Consider the following 26,125-nt stretch of genomic DNA (forward strand, 5'->3'; position numbering starts at 1 on the left):
CACGGATCGAGAAGCTTTCCACGATTCCAGTCTGGCCGTCGCCGGCGCGATCGTTTCCCGTGACAAATGCCCTACCGGAAGGGCGGTTTTTGGATTAGAGTCTTTCTGTTACGAAAGTTAAATGCCGGAGGTACGTCCGCGATAGTCGGCGCCCCTCGGCACAACAGGCTGCGGCGGAAAAACACAGCGGACCAGACGGAAGTCGAGGCTAATCATGGCTGACACCAACAACACATTCGGAACCTCCACGCTGCTCGGGACGCTCGGTTCGAGCAATCTCACCCTTCAGGCTGCGCCTGGTGATAGCAGTATCGGACCATTCGCCGGCGACCAGTACGACTACTATCAGATCGTCGTAAGCCAAGCCGGCTGGGTCACGGTCGATCTGACCGGACTGTCGGATGACGTTGATCTTTGGTTCTACGACTCGACCCAGATGTCCCTCGCCGGGTCGAACTTGACCTTCACCGACCCCGAGAAGATCCAGTACTACGTCTCGATGCCGGGGACCTATTACATCGTCCTCAATGAGCCGTACCCCTCTGGGCTCAGCACCACTTACAACCTGTTGGCACAGTGGAGCAGCGACAGCAATGCTTCGCCGTCGACGGCTACCGATCTGGGCATCCAAAATATCGGCTCCCATCAGATGCTCCCCGACTCGTTGTCCTTCACCGATGCCTGGGACTACTACCGCATCTACGTCGCGTCCTCCGGGCGCCTGCAGGTCGCCCTGTCGGGACTGACGGGTGATGCCGACATTTTCCTTCTCGACGCGTCTGGCGCTCAGATTGCGGGTGCAAGTTCCGGCAATCTCGGAACAGCGAATGAACTGTTCGACTGGGGCGTTGCGGCGGGCACGTACTACATTCAGGTATCGACATTCGGCGGAGCCAACACGCCTTACCAGCTCGAAACCTTCGTCTACGCCAGCGGCGACGACGCGGCGACGATGTACAGCGCAATCGATCTCGGTGCGCTCAATGTTGGCAATGCCGTGGCGCCTCAGGCGAATGCCGTCGCCGACATCAACGATCCCGCCGACTACTACAAGGTCCACCTGAATGCGGCAGGGCAGTTGACGGTGACTTTGACGGGCATCTCGTCCGCCGGCTTCCAGATGGGATACGTGGATCTGCAGGTGCTCGGCACGGATGGCATGCCGCTCGGCCAATCGTTCAACTCTGGCATGGCAGACGAGTCGGTCGTCCTGAATCTCGCCCCCGGCGATTACTTTATCAAGGCCTTGTATTCGCCGGGCGGGTCGTCAGCGGCCGTCAACTACACCCTCAACGCTCGCCTCGATCCGACGCCACCGCCGCGCTTTGCCATCGTCGGGGGCTCCTCGGCGGTCGAGGGCGGCACCTTCTACGCCACCATCACGCGCAGCGGCGCCGACCTTGCCTCGCCCCAGGCCGTCGAATGGGCCGTGCGGACCGAGGACCTGCCGGGCTGGGTCTCTGCGGATGATTTCAGCGGCACGCTGCTGCCATCGGGATCGGTGACTTTCGCTCCCGGCCAGACCGACACCACCATCAGCATCACCGTCGTCGACGACGCGATATACGACAGCTACGAGAATTTCAACATCGTCCTGCGCAACCCGACCAACGGCGCAGTCCTCGATCCCTGGCAGTCGACGAGCGGCACGGTCCAGGTTTCGGATGCGCAGGGCAGTCCGAGCGTTTCGGCGGTGGCCTCGATCACCACCTGGGGGGCCTCCAGCCAGGTCGAAGGCGGCTCGCTCGTCTTCCGCATCGCGCTCAACGGGCCGCCGGTTGCAGGCGGCAGCACGCTCAACTGGGCGGTCGAGGCTCGTGCCGGCACCGAGCCGGGCGATTTCGCGTCGGCGACATCGGACAGCATCATGTTCGAGGGTGGCGAGACGGCGGTCTTCGTCACCATCGCCCTTGCCAATGATGGTGTCATGGAAGAAGCGGACGACTTCGCCGTTCGCCTGACCGGTGCCGGCGGAAACGTCGTCATCGACCGCGCTTCGGACTTCGCGGTCGCCTCGATCCACACCGCCGACGTCGACGTCACCGCGACGCAGGGGCTTGCGGTCGGACTGGGGACGATGGGCAAGATCGAGTATTCCGGCGACACGGATCTCTACACCTTCAACCTCGTCGCCGGCCGCACCTACATTTTCGATGCCCATGCAAACTCGATCGGTTCAGGGATGCCGGGCGATGTCACGTTCAATCCCTTCCTGAAGCTCTATCAGGGCACGGCCGTCGTCGCCCCCGACGTCGTCGCCATGAACAACAACTTCGCCAGCGTGTATGGCGCTCGCGTCTCCTATACGCCGATAGCCAGTGGCGTGTACACCCTCGAAATAAGCGGCGCCAGCGGTAGCACCGGCGGCTATGTCGTGCAGACCCGCACGAGCGGGGTCGACGACATTCCCGCTAATTTCGTCGGCAACGTCGACGCCGAACACCTGCTGGTGGCGGCATGGATCGAACCGCCCAACGGCACGCCGGGCGCCAGCGACACGGACGTCTATCGCCTGCATCTGCGCGGTGGCCAGACTTATACCTACTACCTCACCTCGTCGCCCGACGTGAGCTTTGGCCTTGTCGAACTGCGCACGGCGGGCGGCAGCCCGCTGCCCGGCGCGACCAGCGTCAATGGACCGCTTACTGCGCCTGATGGCAGCAATTACGCCATCCGCCAGATATCCGTGACGGCGCCGCTCGGCGCCGACGCCGATTACCTCATGGCCGTCAGCGGCACCCATCCCAACGACTATTCGCGCAGCTATCGGCTCAGCGGCGGGGCGTCGGGCATACTCGGCGGCGTGACGTCCGCGCCCGAGGAAGGCCTGCGCATCCTGGTTCAGGGCGGTTCAGGTGCCGAAGGCACTACCGGCCAGACCACCGACTACGTCTTCTCGGTCACCCGTTCCGGCACCGACTTCAGCGTGCCGGCCACCGTGAACTGGGCGGTGGCCCCAACCTCGATGATGGATGGCAACACGGTTGCACCGGTCGATTCCATCGATTTCGCCGGCGGCAGCGTTCTGCCTTCCGGCAGCCTGAGCTTCGCGCCGGGCGTGGATCGTTTGCAGATCACCGTGGCGGTGGCCGGCGATGCCGTTGCGGAAGCCGACGAGTTCTTCACGGTGACCTTGAGCGGCGCCAGCGGGGCCTCGATCGTCACCGGCGGCGACGTGGCCTACGGCCGCATCGTCAATGACGATGTCGCGCCGAACACCAATGCCGTCTTCAGCGTCACCACCGTCGACGCCTACAAGGCCGAGGGCACGGGCGGCAACACCACCCAGGTCTTCCGCGTCAACCGCACCGGCGACACCACCAAGGCCGTCAGCGTCAATTGGGCGGTGCGCAACGACAACATCTGGGGCAACATCGCCACGGCATCGGACTTTGTCGGTGCCACGGTGCTGCCGGCCGGTTCGCTCGCCTTCGCCATCGGCGAAACCGCCAAGTTCGTCACCCTGAACATCGCGGGCGATGCGCTGCTCGAACGCAACGAAGGCTATTCCGTCAACCTCTCGCTGCCGACGACCGTGACCGGCGCCTCGATCGATACGGCCGGCCAGACCTCCTTCGCCGGCATCGTCAACGACGATTCCAGCCAGGTAGTGGTCGTCCAGACCAGCCGCATCGTCGAAAACGGCGGCTCGCCGACCTTCCGCGTCACGCGCAGCAACGCCAACTATTCGGTCGTCGACAACAGCAACACGATGATGCCGGTCGGTGAGGTCATGTACTGGCGGATGGTGGCCGACAGCATCGGCCCCGCCGCGAGCGCCGATGATTTCTGGGGCACCTGGCCCAGCGGCACGCTCACCTTCGCTCCAGGCCAGACAATGGCCACGCTGATGCCGATGGGCAGCGTCGCCTTCGATGGGGTAGCCGACGACAACGAGCGCTTCCGCGTCGAGTTCTTCGATGCCAACGGGCTGCTTCTCAACGTGCCCGGCTCCAGCAACACCTTCCGCATCAGTGACCTGGAAACTACCGCTCCCCTGTTGGTAGGGGGAACCATCGGGGTCGGCGGCAGCCTGGACAGCACCGACACTTTCGACGACTTCCAGATCAGTCTCGTCGGGCCGGGCCACTTGCGCGTCAATTTCGCCTCGCTCACGGCTGGGGCCGACGTCGACCTCGAACTGCGCAGTGGCGATCAAGTGCTCGCCTCGGGCGACAGCGCCCTGGTGGCAAACAACCTCTCGGGCGGCATTTACACGTTGCGCGCGCTGCGTCGCTCCGGCAGCCCGACCTACAGCCTGGACCTCTCCCTGGCGCCCGAGTCCGACCCGTCGGTGCAGCCGCTGGTCTGGATCGACCAGAACTACTCCGCCTCGCCGCTGTATTCGCTCGACGAGGAAAGCGGCAGTTTCGTCCTCGCTCTGCGCCGCGCCGGCGGCGACGTCACGGGAACGGGCACCACGGTCGAATGGATGTTCGAGCGTTCTCCCTGGGGCGGTTCGGCCACGGCCGACGACTTCCGGGCCGGCATGACGGAATTCCCGTCGGGCTCGGTCAGCTTCGCACCCGGCGAGACGCTCGCGCTGGTCACGCTGCCGCTCAACAACGACGTGACGCCGGAAGGCTACGAGGGCTTCCGCGTCCGCCTGACGTCGGTCGTCGGCGGCGAACTCGCGCATAGCCAGACCTACGCCGGCAACTGGGTCGACTCCACCGCCTATGGCAGCATCATGGCGAGCGACAACACCTCCGGCCAGTTGCCCTACGTCTATCTCAGCGCGCTCAACTACGGGCAGACGCGCCAGTTCGAGCGTGACGCCGGTGCAACGTCGAACTACGTCTTCCGCGTCACCTATAACGATCCGTCGAGCAGCAGCTATACGCCGCCCTATGTCCTGGACGATACCACCGAGGGGGCGCGCAACGATTTCCTCGGCCTCGCCACGTCCATTTCGACCAATGCCTCGGTGTCCGGCACAGTCGAGCGTGCCGTCGATCATGACGATTACTTCAGCATCGTTTCGGCGGGAGGCCCGCTGCAGCTCTCGTTGAGCGGGCTAACCGGCAACGCCAACCTTTACCTGCTGGATGGTTCCAGCGTGGTCGTCGCATCGTCCCTGGCCAGCGGCGCCGATGCCGAATTCATCAGCTATCCGACCACGCCCGGAACGTATTACATCAAGGTCGCTGCCGACGATGCAACGACGCAACCGATCAGCTACAACCTCGGCGTTTCGACGCCGTCTGTCGGCAGCTTTACCGACCCGGACACGACCATTTCCGTCAATGGCGACTTCGTTACGGCAAGCTCGGCTGGTACGCTGTCGAGCGGCGGCATCCTCACCCTGACCGACGGCTCCGTCGAGTCGGCCGCCGACCATGACGACTACTACCGGTTTACCGTCGACTCCACCGGCAACGTCCAGGTCACGCTGTCCGGCCTGACGGCTGATGCCGATCTCTATATCTACAATTCAGTCTACGGCTATGTCGCATCGTCGACCTATGGCGGTACCTGGTCCGATTCGGTCAATTTCTACGCCGACACCCCGGGCGACTACTATGCCCGCGTCATTGCCTATTCGTCCTACGGTGCGATCAGCTATGACCTCGACCTGAGCCGGGGCGGCTCGGTCACGACAGCGACCGACGATTCGGGCGCGATGTTCCTCGGCGCCCTCGGCCAGGGCGCAGGCACCTCGCTGAACGTGACGGGTTCCGTCACTACGGCCACCGATCCGACCGACTTCTACCGCATCGACGTCACCAGTCCCGGCCAGATCCAGATCGCGCTGTCCGGACTCGATTCGACGGGCGCCGACCTGCAACTCTTCGACGGCAGCGGCTATCTCGTCGCCAGTTCGGCCCGCCTTGGCACGGCCGGCGAGAACATCGCCTATTACGCCGCGAGCGGCAGCTATTACGTCGCGATCAGCGGCAACTCCAACTACACGCTCGATGCGAGCGTGTACCGCGCCCCGGTCAGCGTCAATTGGGCAGTCGACCTCAGCGATTCCGGCGTCACCGCGGCGGACTTCGCCGGTGGTGTGGTGCCTAAGGGTGCGGTCTATTTCTATCCCGGCCAGACCGACGCGTTCGTCACCGTGCGCGTCGCCGGCGACGTGACTCCGGAATACGACGAGTGGTTCGATGTCCGCCTGATCCAGGACAACGCGGCACTGAGCTACTACAACAGCACCGTTTCGGCCGTCATCCTCAACAATGATGACGAGCGCCCGGCCACCACGGCCACGACGACGACGATACCGATCGGCGGCGTGATGGATGGCGGAATCGGCCAGGTCGGCGACAAGGACTGGGTCCGCGTCGACCTCGCGGCCGGCACGCGCTATTTCTTGGAAGCCCATTCGAACGACGGCAACGACAGCTACTACAACGGCGGCTACTCTTCGCCCCCGCCGTTCGATCCCTTCCTGACGCTGCGCGACGCCAGCGGCAATGCGCTGGCGATGAACAACGATTTTGCCGGCACCAACGGATCGCGGATCGACTACACGCCGACCACAAGCGGCACCTACTATCTCGAGGTCAGCGGCAATCCGGCACGCGTGGCTTCCACGGGCGAATATGTCATCCAGACCCGTTCCAATATTCCCGGCAGTCCGGTAGACGATTACGCGGCCAACACCTCCACCGTCGGCCGCATCGTCGCCGACCACCCGATAGGCCTGGGCTGGTTCGAATCGGCGGGCGACGAGGACTGGTATCGCGTGCGCCTCGAACCTGGCCAGCGCATCAGCCTCGGCGTCGAGACCGCGTCGGACGTCGATCTCGCGCTGCGTCTGGTCGATGGCGCGGGCGCCGAGGTTTTCGGCGGGGTCACGCCTTACAACTATGTGCCGATGGGCACCGACCAGTCGACCGATGGCTATCAGCGCAAGGGTTATTACGTCTCGCTGCCGGGCGGAAATGCGGCGGGCGAATATTTCCTCGCCATCCAGGGCAGCCAGGCGAACGGCTTGCTGCGCAGCTACCGCTTCGAGGACGTGAATCTGGGCTACGAGGGCGACAGCGGCGGCGACACCGGCGTCCGTCCCAACAACGTGATTACCGTCACCACGGCCGACGCCTTCAAGGTCGAAGGCGCCAACAACGCGGCGACGCCTTATGTGTTCAATATCTGGCGCGACGGCGACCTGACGCGTGCGCTCGCGGTGAACTGGAACCTGTCCACGTATTTCATGATGGGTTCGCTCGCCGGTGCCTCCAGCGAGGACTTCTTCGGACTTGCGCAGTCCGGTTTCGAGTGGCCGGGCACCTCGCTCGCCTTCGCCCCGGGGCAGAGCCTTGCTTCCGTCACGCTCAACGTCAAGGGCGATATGGATCCGGAGACCGACGAGTACTTCAACTTCAACGTCTCGCTCGATCCGATGACGACGATGATGGACGCGAGCCAGCCCTGGTATGTGAATACCTGGTCGCTGACCGGCCGCATCAAGAGTGACGACAGCACGGTCGCCACCGCGGGCAGCGTGGTGAGCATCCTGCCCGGCGCCGAGTTCTACGAAGGCAACGGCGGCACCTCCAACTACATCTTCACCGTCGTGCGCGACGGCAGCCTTGCCGCAGGCGAATCCGTGCAGTGGTCCGTCAATTCCGGCATGGCGGCCGCGGCCGGCGCCGAGGACTTCGCCGGCGGCACCGTCGGCGGCGTCCTGCCCGCGGGCATGCTCAGCTTCGCAGGCGGCCAGAGCCTGGCCTACATCACCCTGGCGATCAATCCCGACCTCATCAAGGAAAACGACGAGTACTTCAACATCGGTCTCTACGGCCAGTCGGCCAACATGACGCTGGTCAATGCCCAGGCGACCGGCCGCATCCGCGACGACGACAGCAAGCAGATGGCGCTGATGCAGGTGATGGGCTATGCCAACGAAGGCAACAGCGGCACGACGCCCTACGTTTTCTGGGTCGATCGCGGCGGCGACACCAGCCAGGTGGCCACTGCGCAATGGGCGGTTTCGCGCATGCCCTCGATCTCCGGGCTTGCCTCGGTCTCGGCGGACGATTTCCAGAACGCCCTGTTGCCGAGCGGCACCGTCACATTCGATGCCGGCGCCGAGTCGGCGCTGATCACGCTCAACGTCGTCGGCGATGCCACGGTCGAGCCCGACGAGTACTTCAATCTGACGCTGTCGAATCCCACGGGCGGCTGGTCGCTGGTCAATGCGCAGGTCACCGGGCGCATACGCAACGACGACATCACGCCGACGCAGGCCGCGGCTCTGACCGCGACGACCCAGCGCGTGTTCATCGCTCCGGCGACGACTTCTGTGACCGAGGCTGGTTCGGGCGTCACGCCTTACGTCTTCGACGTTTACCGCAGCGGGGCGGGGCTGGCGCAGGGAACAACCGCCAACTGGTCAATCTGGGCGCCCGGATCGACATCATGGGCAAGCGGCGCGGATTTCTCCGGCGCAACTTCCGGCACCGTCACCTTTGCCGCCAATGCCACCAAGACTTCGTTGACCATCAATGTCCTTGGCGACGCCAATGCGGCGGAGTGGGACGAAGCGTTCAAGGTCTACCTCTCGAACGCGCAATCCGGCGTCGCGAGCGTCGTGCTTGCCAACGACCACACGACGGGGCTCATTCTGAATCCCAGCATCGGTGCCGCGGAGCGGATCGCCGAAGGCAGCAGTTTCTCAGTAGCGACGAACCCGGCGCATCTGATGCAGGCCGAGGGTGACAGCGGCACCACCAACTACACCTTCACCATCCAGCGCACCGGCAAACTCGACCACGCCGCCGGCGTGACCTGGGCGGTGCAGCCTTCTGCCAACGCGCCCGTCGATGCGCAGGACTTCACTACCGCGACGGTCCTGCCCTCGGGTACGGTGCAATTCGCCGCCAACCAAACCTCGGCCACCATCACCGTCGGCGTGCGCGGCGACGGCTTCTACGATGAGTCCGACGAGTATTTCAGGGTCAGTTTGGGCATCGTTTCCAGCGTTGCCACGGCGAACGACGATACCTGGGCCCCGGCCTATGCCGGCATCCTCAACGACGATATCGCCCCCGTGCTCAGCATCTCGATCACCGATGCCTACAAGGATGAAGGCAACGGCACGAACACGACGCAGGTCTTCCGCATCAATCGCACCGGTAACGTCAGCGGTGCGTCTTCGGTGACCTGGACCGTGCGCAACGACATTGTGCGCAGCAACTTCGTCGACGTCACCGACTTCGCCGGTGCCACGGCGCTGCCGACGGGTAGTGTCAGTTTCGCCGCCAACGAGACGGCGAAGTTCGTCACCCTGACCATCGCCGCCGACTCGCGCATCGAGCCGAACGAAGGCTATGCGGTCGTGCTGTCCGGCGCGAGCAGCGCCACCATCGGCGGCGACACCGCCTATGCGGGAATCTTCAACGACGACACCAGCAGTTTCACCATCGGCGGCAGCACGGTGGCCTTCGAGTCGCCGCAATGGGACCCCTACGGCACCAGCCCGGGCACGGCCGTGTTCACCATCGATCGCGGCAGCAGCAAGGCCGATCAGTTCGAGACGGTGACCTGGCTGGTCGCCACGACGCCCACGCCGGGCAGCGCCGATGTCAATGACTTCGGCTCCGATCCGATGATCGGCACGCCTCAGACGGCCGATAACCTGCCGGGCGGCACGGTGAGCTTCATGCCGGGCGAAACCAGCAGGACGATCACCGTCCAGATTGCCAACGACCTGCTGGCCGAAGGCCCCGAAACCTTCCAGGTGCAGTTGCGCCGCAGCGGCAACGTCACCCTGGCGTCGACCACGGTCACGGTGCTCGACGGCGCGATGCCGACGCCGCCCGAGTTCGGCGCGGTCTACCGGCTCCTGCCGGTCGGCCCGTCCACTCCGATGTCCGAGCAGAACGGCACCATCACCAACACGTGGTACGACATCGAGCGACCCGAAGGTGGCGCCTTCGTCTATAGCGTCGCCCGCTTCAGTCACAACCTGGGCGCGGAAACCGTAGGCTGGAAGGCGGTCAACAACGGCTGGGGCAATGTGGCGACCGCCGCCGATTTCGGCGGCAGCCTGCCCAGCGGCACCATCAGCTTTGCTCAGGGCGCCCAGATCGCCCAGTTCACCATCAACGTGACCAACGACACGATCGACGAGTCGGACGAATGGTTCAACGTCGTGCTGCAGGACCAGCAGACCACCCCGTACCAGATCGTCGCCATCGCGCAGGCCGACGGCTTCAGGAAGGAAGGCGCCGCCAGTACCACGACGCCCTATGTGTTCGACCTCTGGCGCAGCGGCGCAGGGCTGGGGACGCAGACGACGGTCGGCTGGTCGGTGATGCCGATGATGGGCGTGGACGGTTCCGACTTCGCCGGTGGCATGATGCCTGGCGGAATGGCGACCTTCGCGGCCGGCGCCACCAAGGTCTCGGTCACTGTCGCCATCCAGGGCGACGCCCAGAATGAGGCCGACGAGTCCTTCAACGTCCAGATTTCGACCGTCACGGCCGCGCCCGGCATCCAGGTTCAGCAGGCCAACTGGAGCGCCACCGGCGTCATTGCCAACGACGATGCCGGAACCATCATTCCGATGGGCAGCGTCTTCAGCATCGCCACCGATCCGCTCAATGTCGTCAAGAACGAAGGCGCGGCCGGCACGACCACGGCCTTCAAGTTCAACGTCACGCGAACCCCGACCGGAACCTTTACTCCGGCCGCCTCGGTCAGTTGGTCCCTGATGTCCTCGATCGGCAACGTCAATCTCGACGACTTCAGCGGCACGGGCTACATGTGGCCGTCCGGAAGCGTCAATTTCGCCGCCAACCAGACCATGGCCGTGATCACCGTCAACGTGGCGGGCGACGGCACTTTCGAGGGCGACGAGTATTTCAGCGTCTCCATCATGCCACCCATGGGCGGCATGATCGGCAACGGCACGGCCGTCGCCGGCATTCTCGACGACGACCCGACGATGAACGAACTCTGGGATGCCGGGCAGATCAATACCAGCATCCTCGACGACGACGACGACTACGGCAGCACGACCACCACGTCCGGCCGCCTCGGCGTGATGAGCAACACCTTCGGCCGCCTCGACAATGCCACCGATGACGACTGGTTCAAGGTCTCGCTCGCCGGCGGACTGAACTACCACTTCGTGGCCGGTTCGCCCGACAACATCGGCATCTCGCTGCGCCTGCTCAACGGCGCGGGCTCGGCGGTGACCGCCGCTTCGGTCGATACCATCGATGGTGGCCTCGGCCAAGTCATGAGTTTCACGCCGGCGACGGCCGGCGACTACTTCATCAGCGCGCGCAGCAGCGGCGGGCTGACCGGCGACTACGGCCTGTGGGTCGGCGTCAACGGTCAGGACGACGTGCCGAGCCGTTCGTCATGGGATATGAACCCAACGACGCAGACGGCCAACATCGCCTATGACATTGCGCATGCCGCTTCCGTCACGTCCCTGAACTACGGCGATCACCTCGGCATGATCGAAAACGACGGCGACGAGGACTGGTATCGCGTCAGCCTCGTCCGTGGCCACGAATATCGCTTCAGCGTCGATCACTTCGCCAGCCAGCAACTCACGCTCGAACTGCGCGACGCGAACGGCCAGTGGGTGCAGACCTTCGGGTCGCTGCCCGCCAGCGACGGCCTGCCTGCGGTAGAAGGCGGTTTCTTCGCGACGCCGCAGCTGGATACCAACAACGACGGCATCCCCGAAGGCGGCGTGCATCTCGACTCCTATTTCGGCACGGCCGGCTCGACACAACTGACGGTTCAGTCGGTCGGACAGAACGGGCTTGCGGCGCTGAGCGACGGCACCATCCTCGTTGCGGGACAGCCGACGTGGGGCACGCTCGGCTTCGAGGCCATCGATCCGTTCGGCACTGTCCTCGGCCATGCCTCGGCCTACTTCAATGATGGCTACGACTATCCGAACGCGGTCGCCGTCATGCCCGGCGACTACTTTGTTGTCGGCGGCTATGCGGAAAACTCGACCTATACGGCGAATGATTTCGCCCTGGCGCGCTGGGACTCGAGCGGGATGCCAGATTATTCGTTCGGCACGAGCGGCACGCTGACGTTCAATGTCTCGCTCGGCGCGGGTACGACCAACGGCGAGGTCACCGCGCTGGCTTACAACGACGGCGACATCCTGGTGGCAGGGTATGCCTCGCTGACGGGCGCGACCAGCCTCCCGGCGGAGAGGAAATTCGTGCTGGCGCGCTTCAACGCCAACGACGGCACCCCCGAAACCACCTTCAACGCCGGCTCTCCGGTGCAGACGGAGATCGGTACCGGCACGCTCGACGCGGCCTACGACATGCTGGTCCAGCCGGACGGCAAGATCCTGCTGGGCGGCGAGGCGGCGACCGGCACCACCCAAATGAACCTGACGGGCAATTTCGCCCTGGCCCGCTACACCGCCACCGGCGCGCTCGATACCACCTTCGGCACCGCCGGCAAGGTGATCACCGATCTCGGCGGCAGCGATTCTATCGATGCGCTGGCCCGGCAGGCGGACGGCAAGATCGTCGCTGCGGGCAGCACCTATCTGGCGACCGGCGAGCAGCGGCTCGCGCTCGTCCGCTACACGGCGACCGGCGCGCTCGATACGACGTTCGGCACCGGCGGCAAGGTGATCACGGACTTCGATCCTGCCTCCTCGATGGGCGGCAGCTGGGCCACGGACGTCGTGATCCAGAGTGACGGCAAGATCCTGGTCGCTGCCAGCGGCTATGACATGATGTCCGGCAGCTACGGCGCGCTGGTCCGCTACAACGCGGACGGCACGCTGGATCGCACCTTCGACGGCGATGGCCGCTTCGACGTGCCGAATGCCGCCAGCATCGAGGAGATGACTCTCGCCGACGGTGCCATCTATGTCGCCGGCAGGGACAGCATGTCCTACCAGCGCGCCTGGAAAGTGCTTGACGAGACCGGGCTCGACCAGACCCAGGACTACTACCTCGTCGTGCGCGAGACGGGCTTCGGTACCGGCACGGGCGCCTACGGCGTCAACGTCGAGGACCAGAACTTCGAGCAGCTGATTCAGACCTCGGACGGCTATGGCACTCCGATTCCGACCAATCTGCTGGTCGGAATCGACGCGGTCTCGTCTAACATCATCGAGGGCGGCACGGGCACGACCAATCAGGCCGTGTTCCGGGTCCGGCGCGAGGGCTACGCCAACAACGCGACCACGGTCGTCAACTGGGCCGTTCAGACCGCGGGGATTTCCGCGAGCATCGCCGCCGATCCGCAGGACTTCGGCACCGGCACGTCCACCGTGCTGCCGACGGGGGCCGTCACCTTCGCCGCTGGCGAAACCGAGAAATTCATCACCGTCGCCGTCTTCGGTGACGCGCTCGCCGGCGAGGTCGAGGACTTCGTCGTGCGGCTCAACTCGGCGAACACCACCTTCGCCGGCACGCAGGCCTTCGGCAACCCGGGCGGTACGGTGATCGTGTCCGACTACCAGGAAGCGCGCGCGACCATTCGTGACCTGGTGCCCGAATATGCGATCGGCCTCGAAAGCCAGTGGGCCTGGCCCGACCGCATGGAAGGCTCGTCCTGGGTGTTCCGCGTCACCCGCAGCGGCCGCGTCGACCAGAGCGGTACGGTCGGCTGGAACCTGGCCGGAGAAGCATTCGAACACTACGGCATCAGCTTCGACGTCGCGGCCTCGAACGACGACATCTCGTCGGTCACCGGCGCCACGCGCACGGGCGCGATGGGCGACACGCTCGCCCTGGCCGGCTCGCTGACCTTCGCCGCCGGCGAGACGCTGCGGATGTTGACCATTGCCAGCGTGCCGGATGCGCGCATCGAGAACAACGAAGGCTTCCGCATCTCGCTGACGGCTCCGAGCGGCTCCTCGGTGCGCGATGGCGCCGGCTCGATGACGCTCGGCGTCTGGAACGACGACTACACCAACGACTACGCCGGTTCCACCCGCGACTCGGCCTACAGCCTCGGAAATCTCGGCGCCGGCGCCACGCTGGCGCTGCCGAGCTGGTTCGCCGGCGGCAGCATCGAGAACGTCGGCGGGGCCGGCGATCCGACCGACTACTACCGCTTCACGGCGGGGGCGAGCGGCGCCCTCACGCTGAATTTGACCGGCGTCGGCGGCGGCACCTTTGACCCGTCCGCCGATATCGACGTGCGCCTCGAAGATGCCCAGGGCAACTGGCTGGGCAGCAGCACCTGGGGCGGCAACACGGCCGAGCAGATCAATTTCAGCGGCCTGGTGAGCGGAAGCGATTATTACGTCGCGGTATACAGCTACATAGGGCAATCGGACTATCAACTGACGCTGAGCAACCTCAGCAGGCAGACGACGCTGGCGATCATGCCGCGCGACGCCTACCAGATGGAAGGCAACTCCGGAACGCGGGCCTTCACCTTCGAGGTGAGCCGCGGCGGCAACGTCCAGAACACCCTCGTCGCGGACTGGAGCATCGGCAGCGCCCTGGACACGGCGAATGCGGTCGATTTCGGGAGCTCAGCGACGCCGACGGGCAGCATCACCTTCGCGGCCGGCGAGATGTCGCGCATGGTCACTGTCAGCGTGGCGGGCGATTCCGTCTTTGAGAATTCCGGCCTCGACGAGACCTTCACGGTCAATATTTCCACGGCCGATCCCGACGTTCTCGTCACCATGGCGAGCGCGGTTGGTGTCATCGGCAACGACGACCGCAACGAGACGGGTGGCGACACCTTCGGTGCCGCGACCACGCTGGCGCTTGCGTCGGGTGGTTCGATCGACCCGGTCGCGGGGTGGGTCGGTTCCGACGACCTCCACGACTGGTACAGATTCGATGCACCGACGGGCGGTGCGGCGGTCAACGTCCGCATCTCCGGACTGGTGTCCGATGCCGACCTTTACATCTATGACAACACGGGTACGGTACAAGTCGCCAGCAGCACTTACGGCGGCTCGACGCCCGACGAGGTCAATTTCGCCGTCACCAGCGGCAATACCTATTACATCGAAGTCCGCAGCTATTCGGGCGACACCAATTACGTGCTCGAGGCATCGCATCTTTTGGCCGAAGCACTTTACGCCATCGCTCCGGCCGACGCGGTTCGCGCCGAAGACGCCGGTGGCGCGAGCACCGACTTCACCTTCACCGTGACGCGCACGGAAGCCTCGCGCGCCGGCTCGGTCGGCTGGTACGTCGAGGCGCCGATGGCGCAATACGGCCAGGCCGACTGGTACGACTTCGCCGGCAGCTATCTGCCGAGCGGCTTCGCGCAGTTCAGCGCCGGCCAGACGGTCGCGACGGTGACCGTGACGGTCACGGCGGACAGCAACAACACCGAAGGCGATGAAACCTTCGCCGTCAGCCTCTTCGCGCCGACGGGCGGCCGCCTCGATCTGCCCAACGCCACGGCCAGTGGAATCATCCTTGCCGGCGGCAGCGCCGACAAGGGCGCGAACAGCATCGCCCAGGCCGATGCGGCCTACGCGACCGGCAACTACGGCTTCGACCAGGCGGTCGGGGTCCTGGCTGCGGGTGGAACGCTCTCCGTCAGCGACAACGTCGCCACGGGTGGCGACACCAATGACTACTACCGCTTCGAGGCTGCGGCCAGGGGCTCGGTGAGTCTGACCCTGAGCAACCTCAGCGCCGACGCCGACGTGCAGGTACTCAATTCCGACGGCTGGTACATCGCAGGCGGATTCGCCGGCGGTCCCAGCACCGAAAACGTGAGCTTCGCGGTCACGGAAGGCGAGACCTATTACGTCCGCGTCTATCCTTACTACGGCGCCACCGACTACGATCTCACGATGGTCCATTCGCAGACCGGATCCGACCTCCTGCCGTCCGTCTGGATCGAGGCGGCCGATGGCGGCATGCCGGTGACCGAGGGTTCGGCTGCGGGTCATGTATTTACTGTCTATCGCAGCGATGGGACGGGCAGCCTGAACGTCGGCTACACGCTCGATACGGCGTTCTCTTCGGCCGGCAGCGCCGATTTCACTCCGGCCTTGTCCGGAGGCACGGTTACCTTCCTCGCCGGCCAAACGGCGGCCAGCGTCACGATCGTCAGCACCGATGACCTCCTGACCGAGTCGGACGAGTTCTTCACCCTGCGCCTGACGCAGGATCCGTCCTATGTCACTCGCACGTCTCAGGACTTCGCTGTCGGCGTGATCCAGGACAACGATGGGCGGAACACGGCCTACCGGATCGATGCGTTCGATTTCGAACAGGCCGAAGGCAATAGCGGCACGACGCCTTATGTCTTCGTCGTCAGTCGCTCCGGCAACCTGAATTACGCCGGCACGGCGAACTGGTCGGTCACGGCCGGATCCCCGACGACCAATGCGGCCGACTTCGGCGGCACTGTTCTCCCCAGCGGAACGGTCAGCTTCGCCGCAGGCATTGACTTTGCACTGGTGACGGTCAGCGTCGCCGGCGACCAGAGCTTCGAGCAGGACGAGTTCTTCTCGGTGACGCTGGGCGGCGCCGCCAACGTCGGTGTGCCGGCCTCGGTCAGCGTTTCGGCGTCCATCGAATCGGCTACGGCCGGGGCGCGCATCGTCAACGACGATCTGCCGGATACCTTTGCGATCGATCCCTATGTGCGGAACGAGGTCGAGGGTGCGGACATGGTGTTCACGGTCAGCCGCAGCATCTCGACGGCTGTAGCCGCAAGCGTGGTCTGGACGCTGAATCACGTCTCGACAAGCACCGCCGACCTCGGACAGACGCTGACCGCCGGCACGCTCAGCTTCGCCGCCGGCGTCACGGCGATGGATGTCACGATCGCGACGTTCGACGATACAGCCGTCGAGGCAAGCGAACTCTTCCGCGTCAGCCTGTCCAACCCGACGGCCGGCGTGACCATCGAACCTGCGCGTGGTATCGCCTGGGGCGTGATCGACGACAACGACTCGGTCGCATCCATTACGAACGTGACCGTGTCCGGTGGCAGCGCGGCGTCGCTCGGGACGATCGTGCCCTTCGGCACCGTCGGTTACGAGGTAAGCGAAGGAAATATTCCGACCACGCTGACCTTCACCATCACCCGGGATGCCGACCTCGGGCCGGATGTCGCGAGCTGGCGGATCGGTGCACCGAACGTGAATGTCGCCGACGGCTTCAGCAAGATCGGCGAGAACGTCGCCAACGCGGCGGATTTCAGCGGCCTGCGGACGGGGTTCGTGACCTTCGCGGAGGGTGCTACCAGTACTACGGCCAATGTCACTTTGGTCGGGGACTCGTTCTCTGAGCCCGACGAGTGGTTCAACGTCGTCGTCGGGGAAACCTGGCGGACCACGACATCGACGACCGTGATCCCGGGCAACCAGGCCTACGTGGCGCCGGTGCGCATCAACAACGACGACGATGAAAACGGCACCGTTTTCGTCAATGGCTTCAATTTCAACGAGCAGACTGAATCGCTGTGGCAACCGGGCGACAGTGACCTCTTCGCCGTTGCCCCTGCACCAGGCGTGACGCTGCCCGCGACGATAGCTGCAGGCGTACAGGCTGCGGTGATCTCGGCGCAGATCGCGCATCCCTCGCTGTCGGTTTCGCCGTCGATTCTCGGAAACGCGGACTCTGACCAGGAAGGCATTTTCGTCTTCACGACGACCGAGTCCTTCAGCTCGGCGATACCGCGCACCTTCACGGTCAACGGAGGCGCCGGCGAGGTTGGCGGCTACGCCGTTCTGACCCGCCTGTCGTCCAGCTACGATGAGAGCACCAACCGCGCGAACGCCAAGACGTTGGTGGCTACACGCGAACCCTACGCCGGCTGGCTCGACTCGGGCGACCGCGACTGGTACAAGGTCACGCTGAACGCCGGTGTGGGCTACAGCTTCGAGGCGGCGACAGGCGCCTGGCAGGGCGCGGCGACGACCGACATTTCCTTCGCGCTGTTCAACGCGACCGGCGACCTTGCCCAGACGACGACGCTGCCCGACTCGCTGATGCTGGCGAGCGATGCCAACGGCGGCTCGTCCGTGGCTGGCATCGCCGGAATGCAGAGCTACTTCTTCGAATACACGCCGACCGCGACCGGCACCTATTACCTGCAACTCAGGGGCAATGACGCCGCCGACCGGCTCTACGCCGTGGCGGTGAATGCGCCTTACGGCGGATCGACGGCGGCGCTGCCGAGCGTGAGCGTGTCCGCGCTCCAGACGGAAATGATCGAGGGCACCACGTCGGCCGGCACGCCGGCCGGCCAGTTCGTCTTCGCCCTGCGCCGCACGGGCAATCTCGACGTCGAATCGGTGGCTGCCTATCAGTTCGTCCCGGGAACGACCACCGCGACTATGGGTGCCGCCAGTGCCGCCGACCTCGTGGGCGTGACCATGAACGCACCCCTGGCACAGACCTTCGGGCTCGGCCAGGCCGTTGCCTACGTCACCGTGACGACGGTAGCCGGCGATATCTTCGAACCCGACGAGCAGTTCAAGCTGGAGTTGCTGACGGCCGGGACCGAGAACGCGGTGGTTTCCGCGACCGCCCGTTCCGCCGCCGTGATCATCCGCGACGACGATTCGCCCCCAGCGCTTTCCATCGCTTTCAACGATACCGACGGAATTGTCGACGGCGCAATGGACGAAGGCAGCAGCGGTCCGGCCGCGACGCCGGGCAGCACGCCGTTCGTCTTCACCGTGACGCGCGACCAGCTGACGCCGCGCGGCTCGACCGTCGCCTGGGCAGTCCAGGCGCCGTCGACCATGATCGCCGGCGACTTCGTCGGCGCGACCTCGGGCACGCTGACCTTCAACGCATTGCAGGAGAGCGCGACGGTCACGGTCAATGTCAGGGCCGACTATGCGGTGGAAGCGGACGAAAACTTCGCCGTCGTGCTGAGCAATCCCGCGAACGCCCTTCTTTCCGCGACGTCGAGCGCGAGCGCCACCATCCGCAACGACGATGAGTTGCCGACCTTCGGCATCGTCGCGGCCGTGTCCGGTCAGGCCGAGGGCAACAGCGGCACGACGCCTTTCGTCTACACCGTCAGTCGCAGCGGCAACGCGAATGTCGCGAGCGTGGTCGGCTGGTCGGTAGCCCAGGATGGCGATGCCGGCCTGACTGCCGGCGATTTCGGCGCCACGCTGACCGCGATGCCCTCCGGGTCGATCACCTTCGCCGTCGGCGAGACCGCCAGGACGCTCACGCTGAGCGTGGCGGGCGACACCGGCAGCGAGGGCGACGAGCGCTTCCGCGTGACGCTCGCGCCGGTCAGCAATGCCGCAGTCGGCACGGGACAGGCGACGTCGCGCATCTACAACGACGACAACATCACCCTGAGCATCCAGCCGAGCACGGCGACGATCGCCGAGAACGCCAGCGTCGAGGCGCGCGCGACCTACACGCCGTTCGTGTTTACGCTCAATCGCTCCGGTCTCAGCCCCGAAGCCAACGTCACCAACGTCTTCAACTGGAGCGTGGTCACGACGGGCATTTCCGCCAGCCTCGCCGCCGATCCCGAGGATTTCGTCGGCAACGTCATCCCGTCAGGCAGTGTCACCTTCGGCCAGGGCGTGCAGGTCCAGAGCATCACCATCAACATCGCCAACGACACGCTCGTGGAAAACGACGAGTCGTTCAGGCTCGAAGTGAATCCGCTGTCCGGCGTGACATTCGAAGGCGTCGCCACGGGCGGCAAGCTCGTGGCCAACGCGGTCATCACCAGCGACGACGTCGCGGCGACGACCCTGTTCTCGATCACGCCGATCGCAGCCGATCTTCTCGAGGGCAATGCCGGCACGACCGCGTTCACCTTCCGCGTCAATCGCAGCGGCAATCTCGCCGATGCATGGACGCTGGCCTATCAGGTCGAGACGGCGCCGGACAGCAACGTCAGCTATGCCGACTTCGGCGTGGGCGCGCTCGGCGACCTGCCGAGCGGGCGCCTGACCTTCGCGCCGAATGTCGCCTCGCAGACGATCACGGTCGCGGTCCGCGGCGACACCACGGTCGGCGAAGGGGACGAGGCCTTCCAGGTCCATATCCTGCCGCCGGTCAATAACCTGACCAATAGCGGCCAGTCGTCCAACTACAGCATTTCGGCCCCGCTCGCCGACGCCATGATCCGCGACGACGATCTGGTCAATCCGGACTTCGCCGGTGGCGATTGGGCCGATGCCCGGGATCTCGGCGAAATCGGCGCGACGCCCCGAATCTTCAGCGACCGGATCGGCGATCCGGTCGGCGGGGATGCCATCGACGAGAACGATTTCTATCGCTTCCGCCTGACTGCGGCGGGCGCGCTGAGCCTGACGCTGAGCGGCATGACCGTCAATACCGACGCCGACGTCTATCTCTACCGTTGGGAAGACGATGGCGACGGCATCGTGAACGAGGCTACCGAGATCACGCTGGTCCAGGCCGGCCTGCAGGGCGGCAACGCCGCCGAAAACATGCGTCTGCCTTACGTGAACGCCGGTGACTACTTCGTTCGCGTCTCGTCCTATGCGGGCGCCACGCCATACGCGCTGTCGCTGGCTTCGACGCCGATGACCGACGGGGCCGGCAATACCCTGACCACGGCGCGCAATGTTTCGCTGACGGCGACACCGCTGGCGCTGACCGACTTCGTCGGCGGGGCCGATGGCAGCGACTACTACAAGTTCACCACCACCTCGGCCACGCGCTTCGCCCTGGCGATGACCGGTTTGAGCGACGACGCCGACGTGCGCCTGCTCAATGCCGCAGGTCAGGTGCTCGAGTCGAGTCTGCTCGGCGGCGCCAGCAGCGAGGGTATCCTCGTCAATAACCTGACGGCGGGGAGTTACTACGTCTGGGTGACGCCATGGGCCGACGCTTCCACCTTCTACGACCTGACCATGTCGGCCGAGACGCTGGAAACCGCAGCCACGGCCTACGATTCGATGGCGACGGCGCGCTCGGTGGCCCTTTCGGCGACACCGCAGGTCTTCCGTGATGCCGTCGGCAATGCCGATCCGCAGGACTACTACAAATTCACGCTGGGGTCGCCGACCCGCTTCGAGCTCGGCCTCTCCAGCATCGCCGCCAGCGGCGACGTCGATGTCGAACTGCTGAACTCCGACGGCGTGCGCATAGCAGCCAGCACCACGGGCGGCAACGCGGCCGAAGCGATCGTCTATGACAACCTGCTCGCCGACACCTACTACGTTCGCGTCTATCCCGCGGCCGGGGCCAGTACCTATGCGCTGAGCCTCAAGGGCACGCCGCTGACGCGCGTCGATGCCGGCGGCAATATCGGCACCCCCGTGGTGCTGACCTCGCTCGGCGCGACGGTCCAGACCAAGGTTGATTACGTCGGCGCCGACGACCCGGCCGATCTCTACAAGTTCACCGTGAGCGGTGCGGCGCAGCGCCTCGCCGTCGAGCTGACGGGCATGAGCGGCGACCTCGACGCCGTCATCCTCGACGCCGACGGCAACGTCGTCAATGGCAACTACTTCGTGCCGGCGAATGCCGGCCAGACAGCCGGCCCGGCCGATGAGATCTTCGACGTGATGTTCGGCGTCGATCCCGACGACGTTGGCCCGCTGACGGCACTGGCCGCCGGCGATTACTATCTCCGCATACAGCAGGGCAGCGATGCCCTCAACACATCCGCCTACCGGCTCGACGTCTCGCTGCAGGACGTCGCCGACGCCGATCCCGATCTCGTGCTCGGCGTCCGCGGCATTCCCGAAAGCGGCGGCGCCGACATCACCTCGCTGCTGGCAAGCACCAGCACGGTGCGGCGCATCGTCCCGCAGGGCAGCAACAGCAACACCTACACCGATTTCATCGGCTCGCTCGACCCGCACGACTACTATTCCTTCACCATCGCCGGGCCGCGCAACCTGCGCCTGACCATGGACGGCATGACCGGGAACGCGGACGTCGAACTGCTCAACGTCAATGGCGCCGTCGTGGCCGCGGGACGCAACAACCGTACGACCGCCGAGTCGATCAGTATCGACAACCTCGCCGGCGGCACCTACTACGTCCATGTGCTGCGCGGCGAAAACAACGTCAATACGCGCTACAGCCTCAACATGACCGCGATGGCGCCGACCGACGGTGCCGGCGACACGGTGAGGACGGCGCGCAGTGTCACGCTGTCCGGTACGCCGGTAAGGTTCAGCGACTACGTGGGTTCGCACGATCCCGATACCACCGACAACGGCATCGACGACGATCCTATTTTCGATCTCGGCGACAACTACAAGTTCACTCTGGGCGCCGCGAGCACGGTGTCCTTCAAGTTGGGCGGCATGACCGGCAACGCCGACATGAAGCTTTACCAGTTGTCGTCGTCGACGGCTACCGTCCTGCCAGGCAGTTCGATTGTTGAAAGCCTCAACGGCGGCACGACCGAGGACTCGTTCGTCAGCCAACTGGGTGCCGGGACCTACGTGCTCTCCGTGATTCCGGGCGCTGTTTCGGGCATCGAGGCCGCCTACACGCTGAGCGGCTGGGCGATCAGCGCGACGCCGGCCGACAACGCCGGTCAGTTCCGTTCGACCGACGGCATCATCGACGATACCTTCGCGGTGATGCCGGGGACGCTGCGGCTGGTCACGGCGGACGCCTACAAAAACGAAGGCTCGGCGACGACGCCATATGTCTTTAGCGTCTATCGCGACGGCGACCTGAGTCTGGCCGCAACCGCGACTTGGGCGGTGAGTGTGCCCGGTGGATCGACGACCGAGGCGGACTTCACCACGACGTCGGTCTTCCCGTCCGGAACCGTCAGCTTTGCGGCGAATGCCAGCGTGGCCACGGTGACCGTCAATATCAAGGGCGATGCGGTGGCCGAGGCCGACGAGTTGTTCACGGTCACGCTGACAGGCGCCTCGAACAACCTCGCCATCGCCAATGCGGCAGTCACCGGGCGCATCCGCAACGACGATACGCCGGTTCCCGGCGCCTCGGTCTATGCGATCACGGCAGTGGATCAGTTCAAGCTCGAAGGCAACTCCGGGACGACCCCTTACGTGTTCAACGTATGGCGCGACGGGGCAAGCCTCGGCGCCGCTGAGACGGTGGACTGGACGATCGACGGCATCGCGTCGACGGACTTCGCCACGGTGGATTCCGGCGATTTCAGCGCGCTGTCCGGTTCGGTGAGTTTCACGGGCACGCAGACGGTGAAGACGATCACGTTGAGCGTCAAGGGCGACACATTGCTCGAGCCCGACGAGTACTTCAAGGTCAGCATCACTCCGTCGGCCGGCACGACGGCCAACGCGTCGGCGGTCGGCGTCATTCGCAGCGACGACCTGAGCAGCAGCCTTGCGCCGAAGGCGGTGACCCTGACGGGTACGGCGCAATCCTTCAACGACTTCGTCAGCTATACGGCGGCGGGCGTTTCCGACGATGACTGGTACAAACTCACGCTGGGCAACGTCACGACCAACGGTGGCGGCCGGGTGATCGCGAGCCTGACCGGCCTGGTCGGCAATGCCGACATCGCCCTCTACAGCGCCGCGACGAGCGGCGGCATCACCAACTTCACGCAGCTGGCAGCATCGAACAACACCGGCACTCTCGATGAGTCCATCCTCTCGGACAACCTGGCCGCCGGCACCTACTATCTGCGTGTCTCTCCCGACGCCGCCAGCGCCGACCCGATCACGGGTCTCGTCACCGGTTACACGCTGGGCCTGCGGCAGGTGGCCCGCGATGACTACGTCGCCAGCATCGAGGCGATGCAAGCGGGCGGGGCGGTCGGCAACATCGGCCTGAGCGGCAACACGGCCGACAAGACCGGCAGCCTCGCCGGCAATATCGAACTGGCAGGGGATGTCGACTGGTTCCGCGTCCACCTGACTGCGGGTACCTATACCTTCACTGCGAAGGGATCGCCCAGTAGCGGCGGTACCCTGACCGATACGGTCATTTCGGGCATCTACAATGCCGCGGGTACCCAGCTCGAAGGGTCGCATGGCGACGACTCGATCCGCATCACGTCGTCCGGCTACACGACGCAAAGCGCCTACACGACCGACGCCCAGGTGGCGCTGGCGATCGCGACCGAAGGCGATTACTACGTGGCCGCGGAGGCATTCGGCGCACTGACCGGTACCTACACGCTGCAGGTCTCCTCGCGCAACGAGGCTCCCGTGGTGACCAATCCGATCAATGACCAGTCCGCGCCCGAGGGCGGCCGCTTCGTCCTGCGCCTGCCGTGGAACGTCTTCCGCGATCCGGAAGGCCAGCCGCTGGCCCTGACTGCAACCCAGCGCGACGGCAGCGCCCTACCGAGCTGGCTGACCTTCGATGCGGCGGCGCAGATGTTCGTCGGCACGGTACCCAATGGTGCCGGCGATTACCAGATCCGCCTGCGCGCCACCGATCCGGGCTTCGACGGCGATCCGGCGACGAGCGGCGACAACAAGTCGGTCGACACGACCTTCACCATCCGCACGCCGCGGATCACCGACGACTACGGCGACACAGTCAGCACCACGGGCGTGGTGACGGTGGGCGGCTCGCTGCGCGGCGTGATCGCACCGGCCTACGACATCGACTGGATCAAGGTCGCCCTGTCCGCCGGCCAGACCTACTCCATCAACCTGCGGGGCGTGCCCGGCAGCAACAAGCTGACCGATCCGATGATCGGCGGGGTCTACGACGCCACCGGCACGCTGATCGACGGCACCAGCAATGATGATTTCGGCGACAGTCTGGATTCGCGCGTCACCTTCACGGCGCGCGATGCCGGCAACTACTACGTCGCTGTGACCGGGGCGGCCAACAGCACGGGCAACTACGAGGTCTCGGTGGCACTGAGCAGCGGCGGGGCGGGCAACGTGCCGCCCAGCTACGCCGGCGGCCTGCCCGACTTCGTCGAGGCGCGCGAACTCAGCCCATTCAGCTGGACCGTGCCGGGCGACGCATTCACCGATGCCCAGACCCTGGCCTACAGCGCCAAGCTCTCCGACGGCACGGCGCTGCCGAGCTGGCTCGCCTTCAACGCGACCACCCGCACCTTCAGCGCGACCTCGGTGCCGGGCAACATCAACGACCTGGATGTCCGCGTTACGGCGACCGACACCTACGGCCTCTCCACTTCGCGCGACGTGGTGATGCGCACCGTGGCGGCCAGCGAGGGGCTCGGCAACTGGACGCTGATGGTCTATATCGCGGCCGACAACGACCTCGAGCAGTATGCGCTGAAGGACCTCAACGAAATGGAGGCCGTGGCCCTGGCCAACGGCGTGCGCCTCGTCGTCATGGTCGACCGCAACGCCGGCTACAGCACGGCCGACGGCAACTGGACCGACACGCGGCGCGGCCTGATCAGGCAGGACAGCAACCTGTCGTCCTTCACCAGCTCGCTGACGTCGTTGGGCGAATTGGATACCGGTTCGCCGACGACCCTGACCGACTTCATCAACTGGACCGCGTCCAACTACCGGGCGGCGAATTACGGTCTGGTGGTCTGGGATCACGGCGGCGGCCTCTCCGGCACCAGCTGGGACTTCACCACGGCCGGGCGCTCCAACTTGTCCATCGCCGAAACGACCAACGCGATTTCCAGTTCGACGCTGGGCAGGGTGGACTTCCTCGGCTTCGACACCTGCCTCCAGGGTATGGTCGAACAGGCCGTGGATGTCCGCGGCGTCGCGGACTTCGTTGTCGCCTCGCAGGATCTGGAACCCGGCGACGGTTGGGACTACAGCCGCTGGTTGAACACCTTCGCCCTCAACGGCAACCCGACGGACCGCGAGCTGGCGACGGCGGCCGTCAATGCCTATGGCACGGCCTACTTCAATACCCAGACGCTGTCGGCGATCGATACCAGCCGCCTGTCGACCCTGATCACGCGGATTAACGAGTTCGTCTCCGCCACCGAGGCCATGCCCGGCGGCGGCTGGACCGATCTGCGGCAGGACCGGACGGCGACCGGGGTGCGCAACTACAACAGCAACGACTATATCGACCTGGGCGCCTACATGGACGTGGTCGCCGCGGACGCCGACCTGTCGGCATCGCTGCGCAGCGCGGCGCAGGCCGTCAGTCAGGCCCTGAGTGCCGCCGTGGTGGCGGAAACGCAGGTTGCCGAAGCCAGCGGCCTGTCGGTCTTCCTGCCCGGCACCGCAACGGCTGCCGCCGCGGCGGACTACAGCTCGAGCAACTTTAGCTTCCTGAACGAGACGCGGTGGGCCAGTTTCGTGCAAAATCTCGCCTCATGACGGATCGACCCGGCCTGAAATTCTTCAACCTGAAAC

The 26,125-nt window shown here is 65.3% G+C and carries 1 protein-coding gene; it reads left to right on the plus strand.

The window, feature by feature from the left end; translation table 11 throughout:
• The first annotated feature begins 214 nt into the window (after positions 1-214).
• Complete coding sequence (locus EJE94_RS09715; protein WP_121240999.1) at positions 215-26,089, plus strand: Calx-beta domain-containing protein; 25,875 nt, start codon at positions 215-217, stop codon at positions 26,087-26,089.
• Positions 26,090-26,125 lie beyond the last annotated feature (36 nt).

Origin of the sequence: Sulfurisoma sediminicola (assembly GCF_003865015.1) — a bacterium.
Classification (GTDB): Bacteria; Pseudomonadota; Gammaproteobacteria; order Burkholderiales; family Rhodocyclaceae; genus Sulfurisoma; species Sulfurisoma sediminicola.

Bases quoted from the DNA above. Each gene is read 5' to 3' on its own strand.
- EJE94_RS09715 (WP_121240999.1), top strand. From the start codon at position 215: ATGGCTGACACCAACAACACATTCGGAACCTCCACGCTGCTCGGGACG.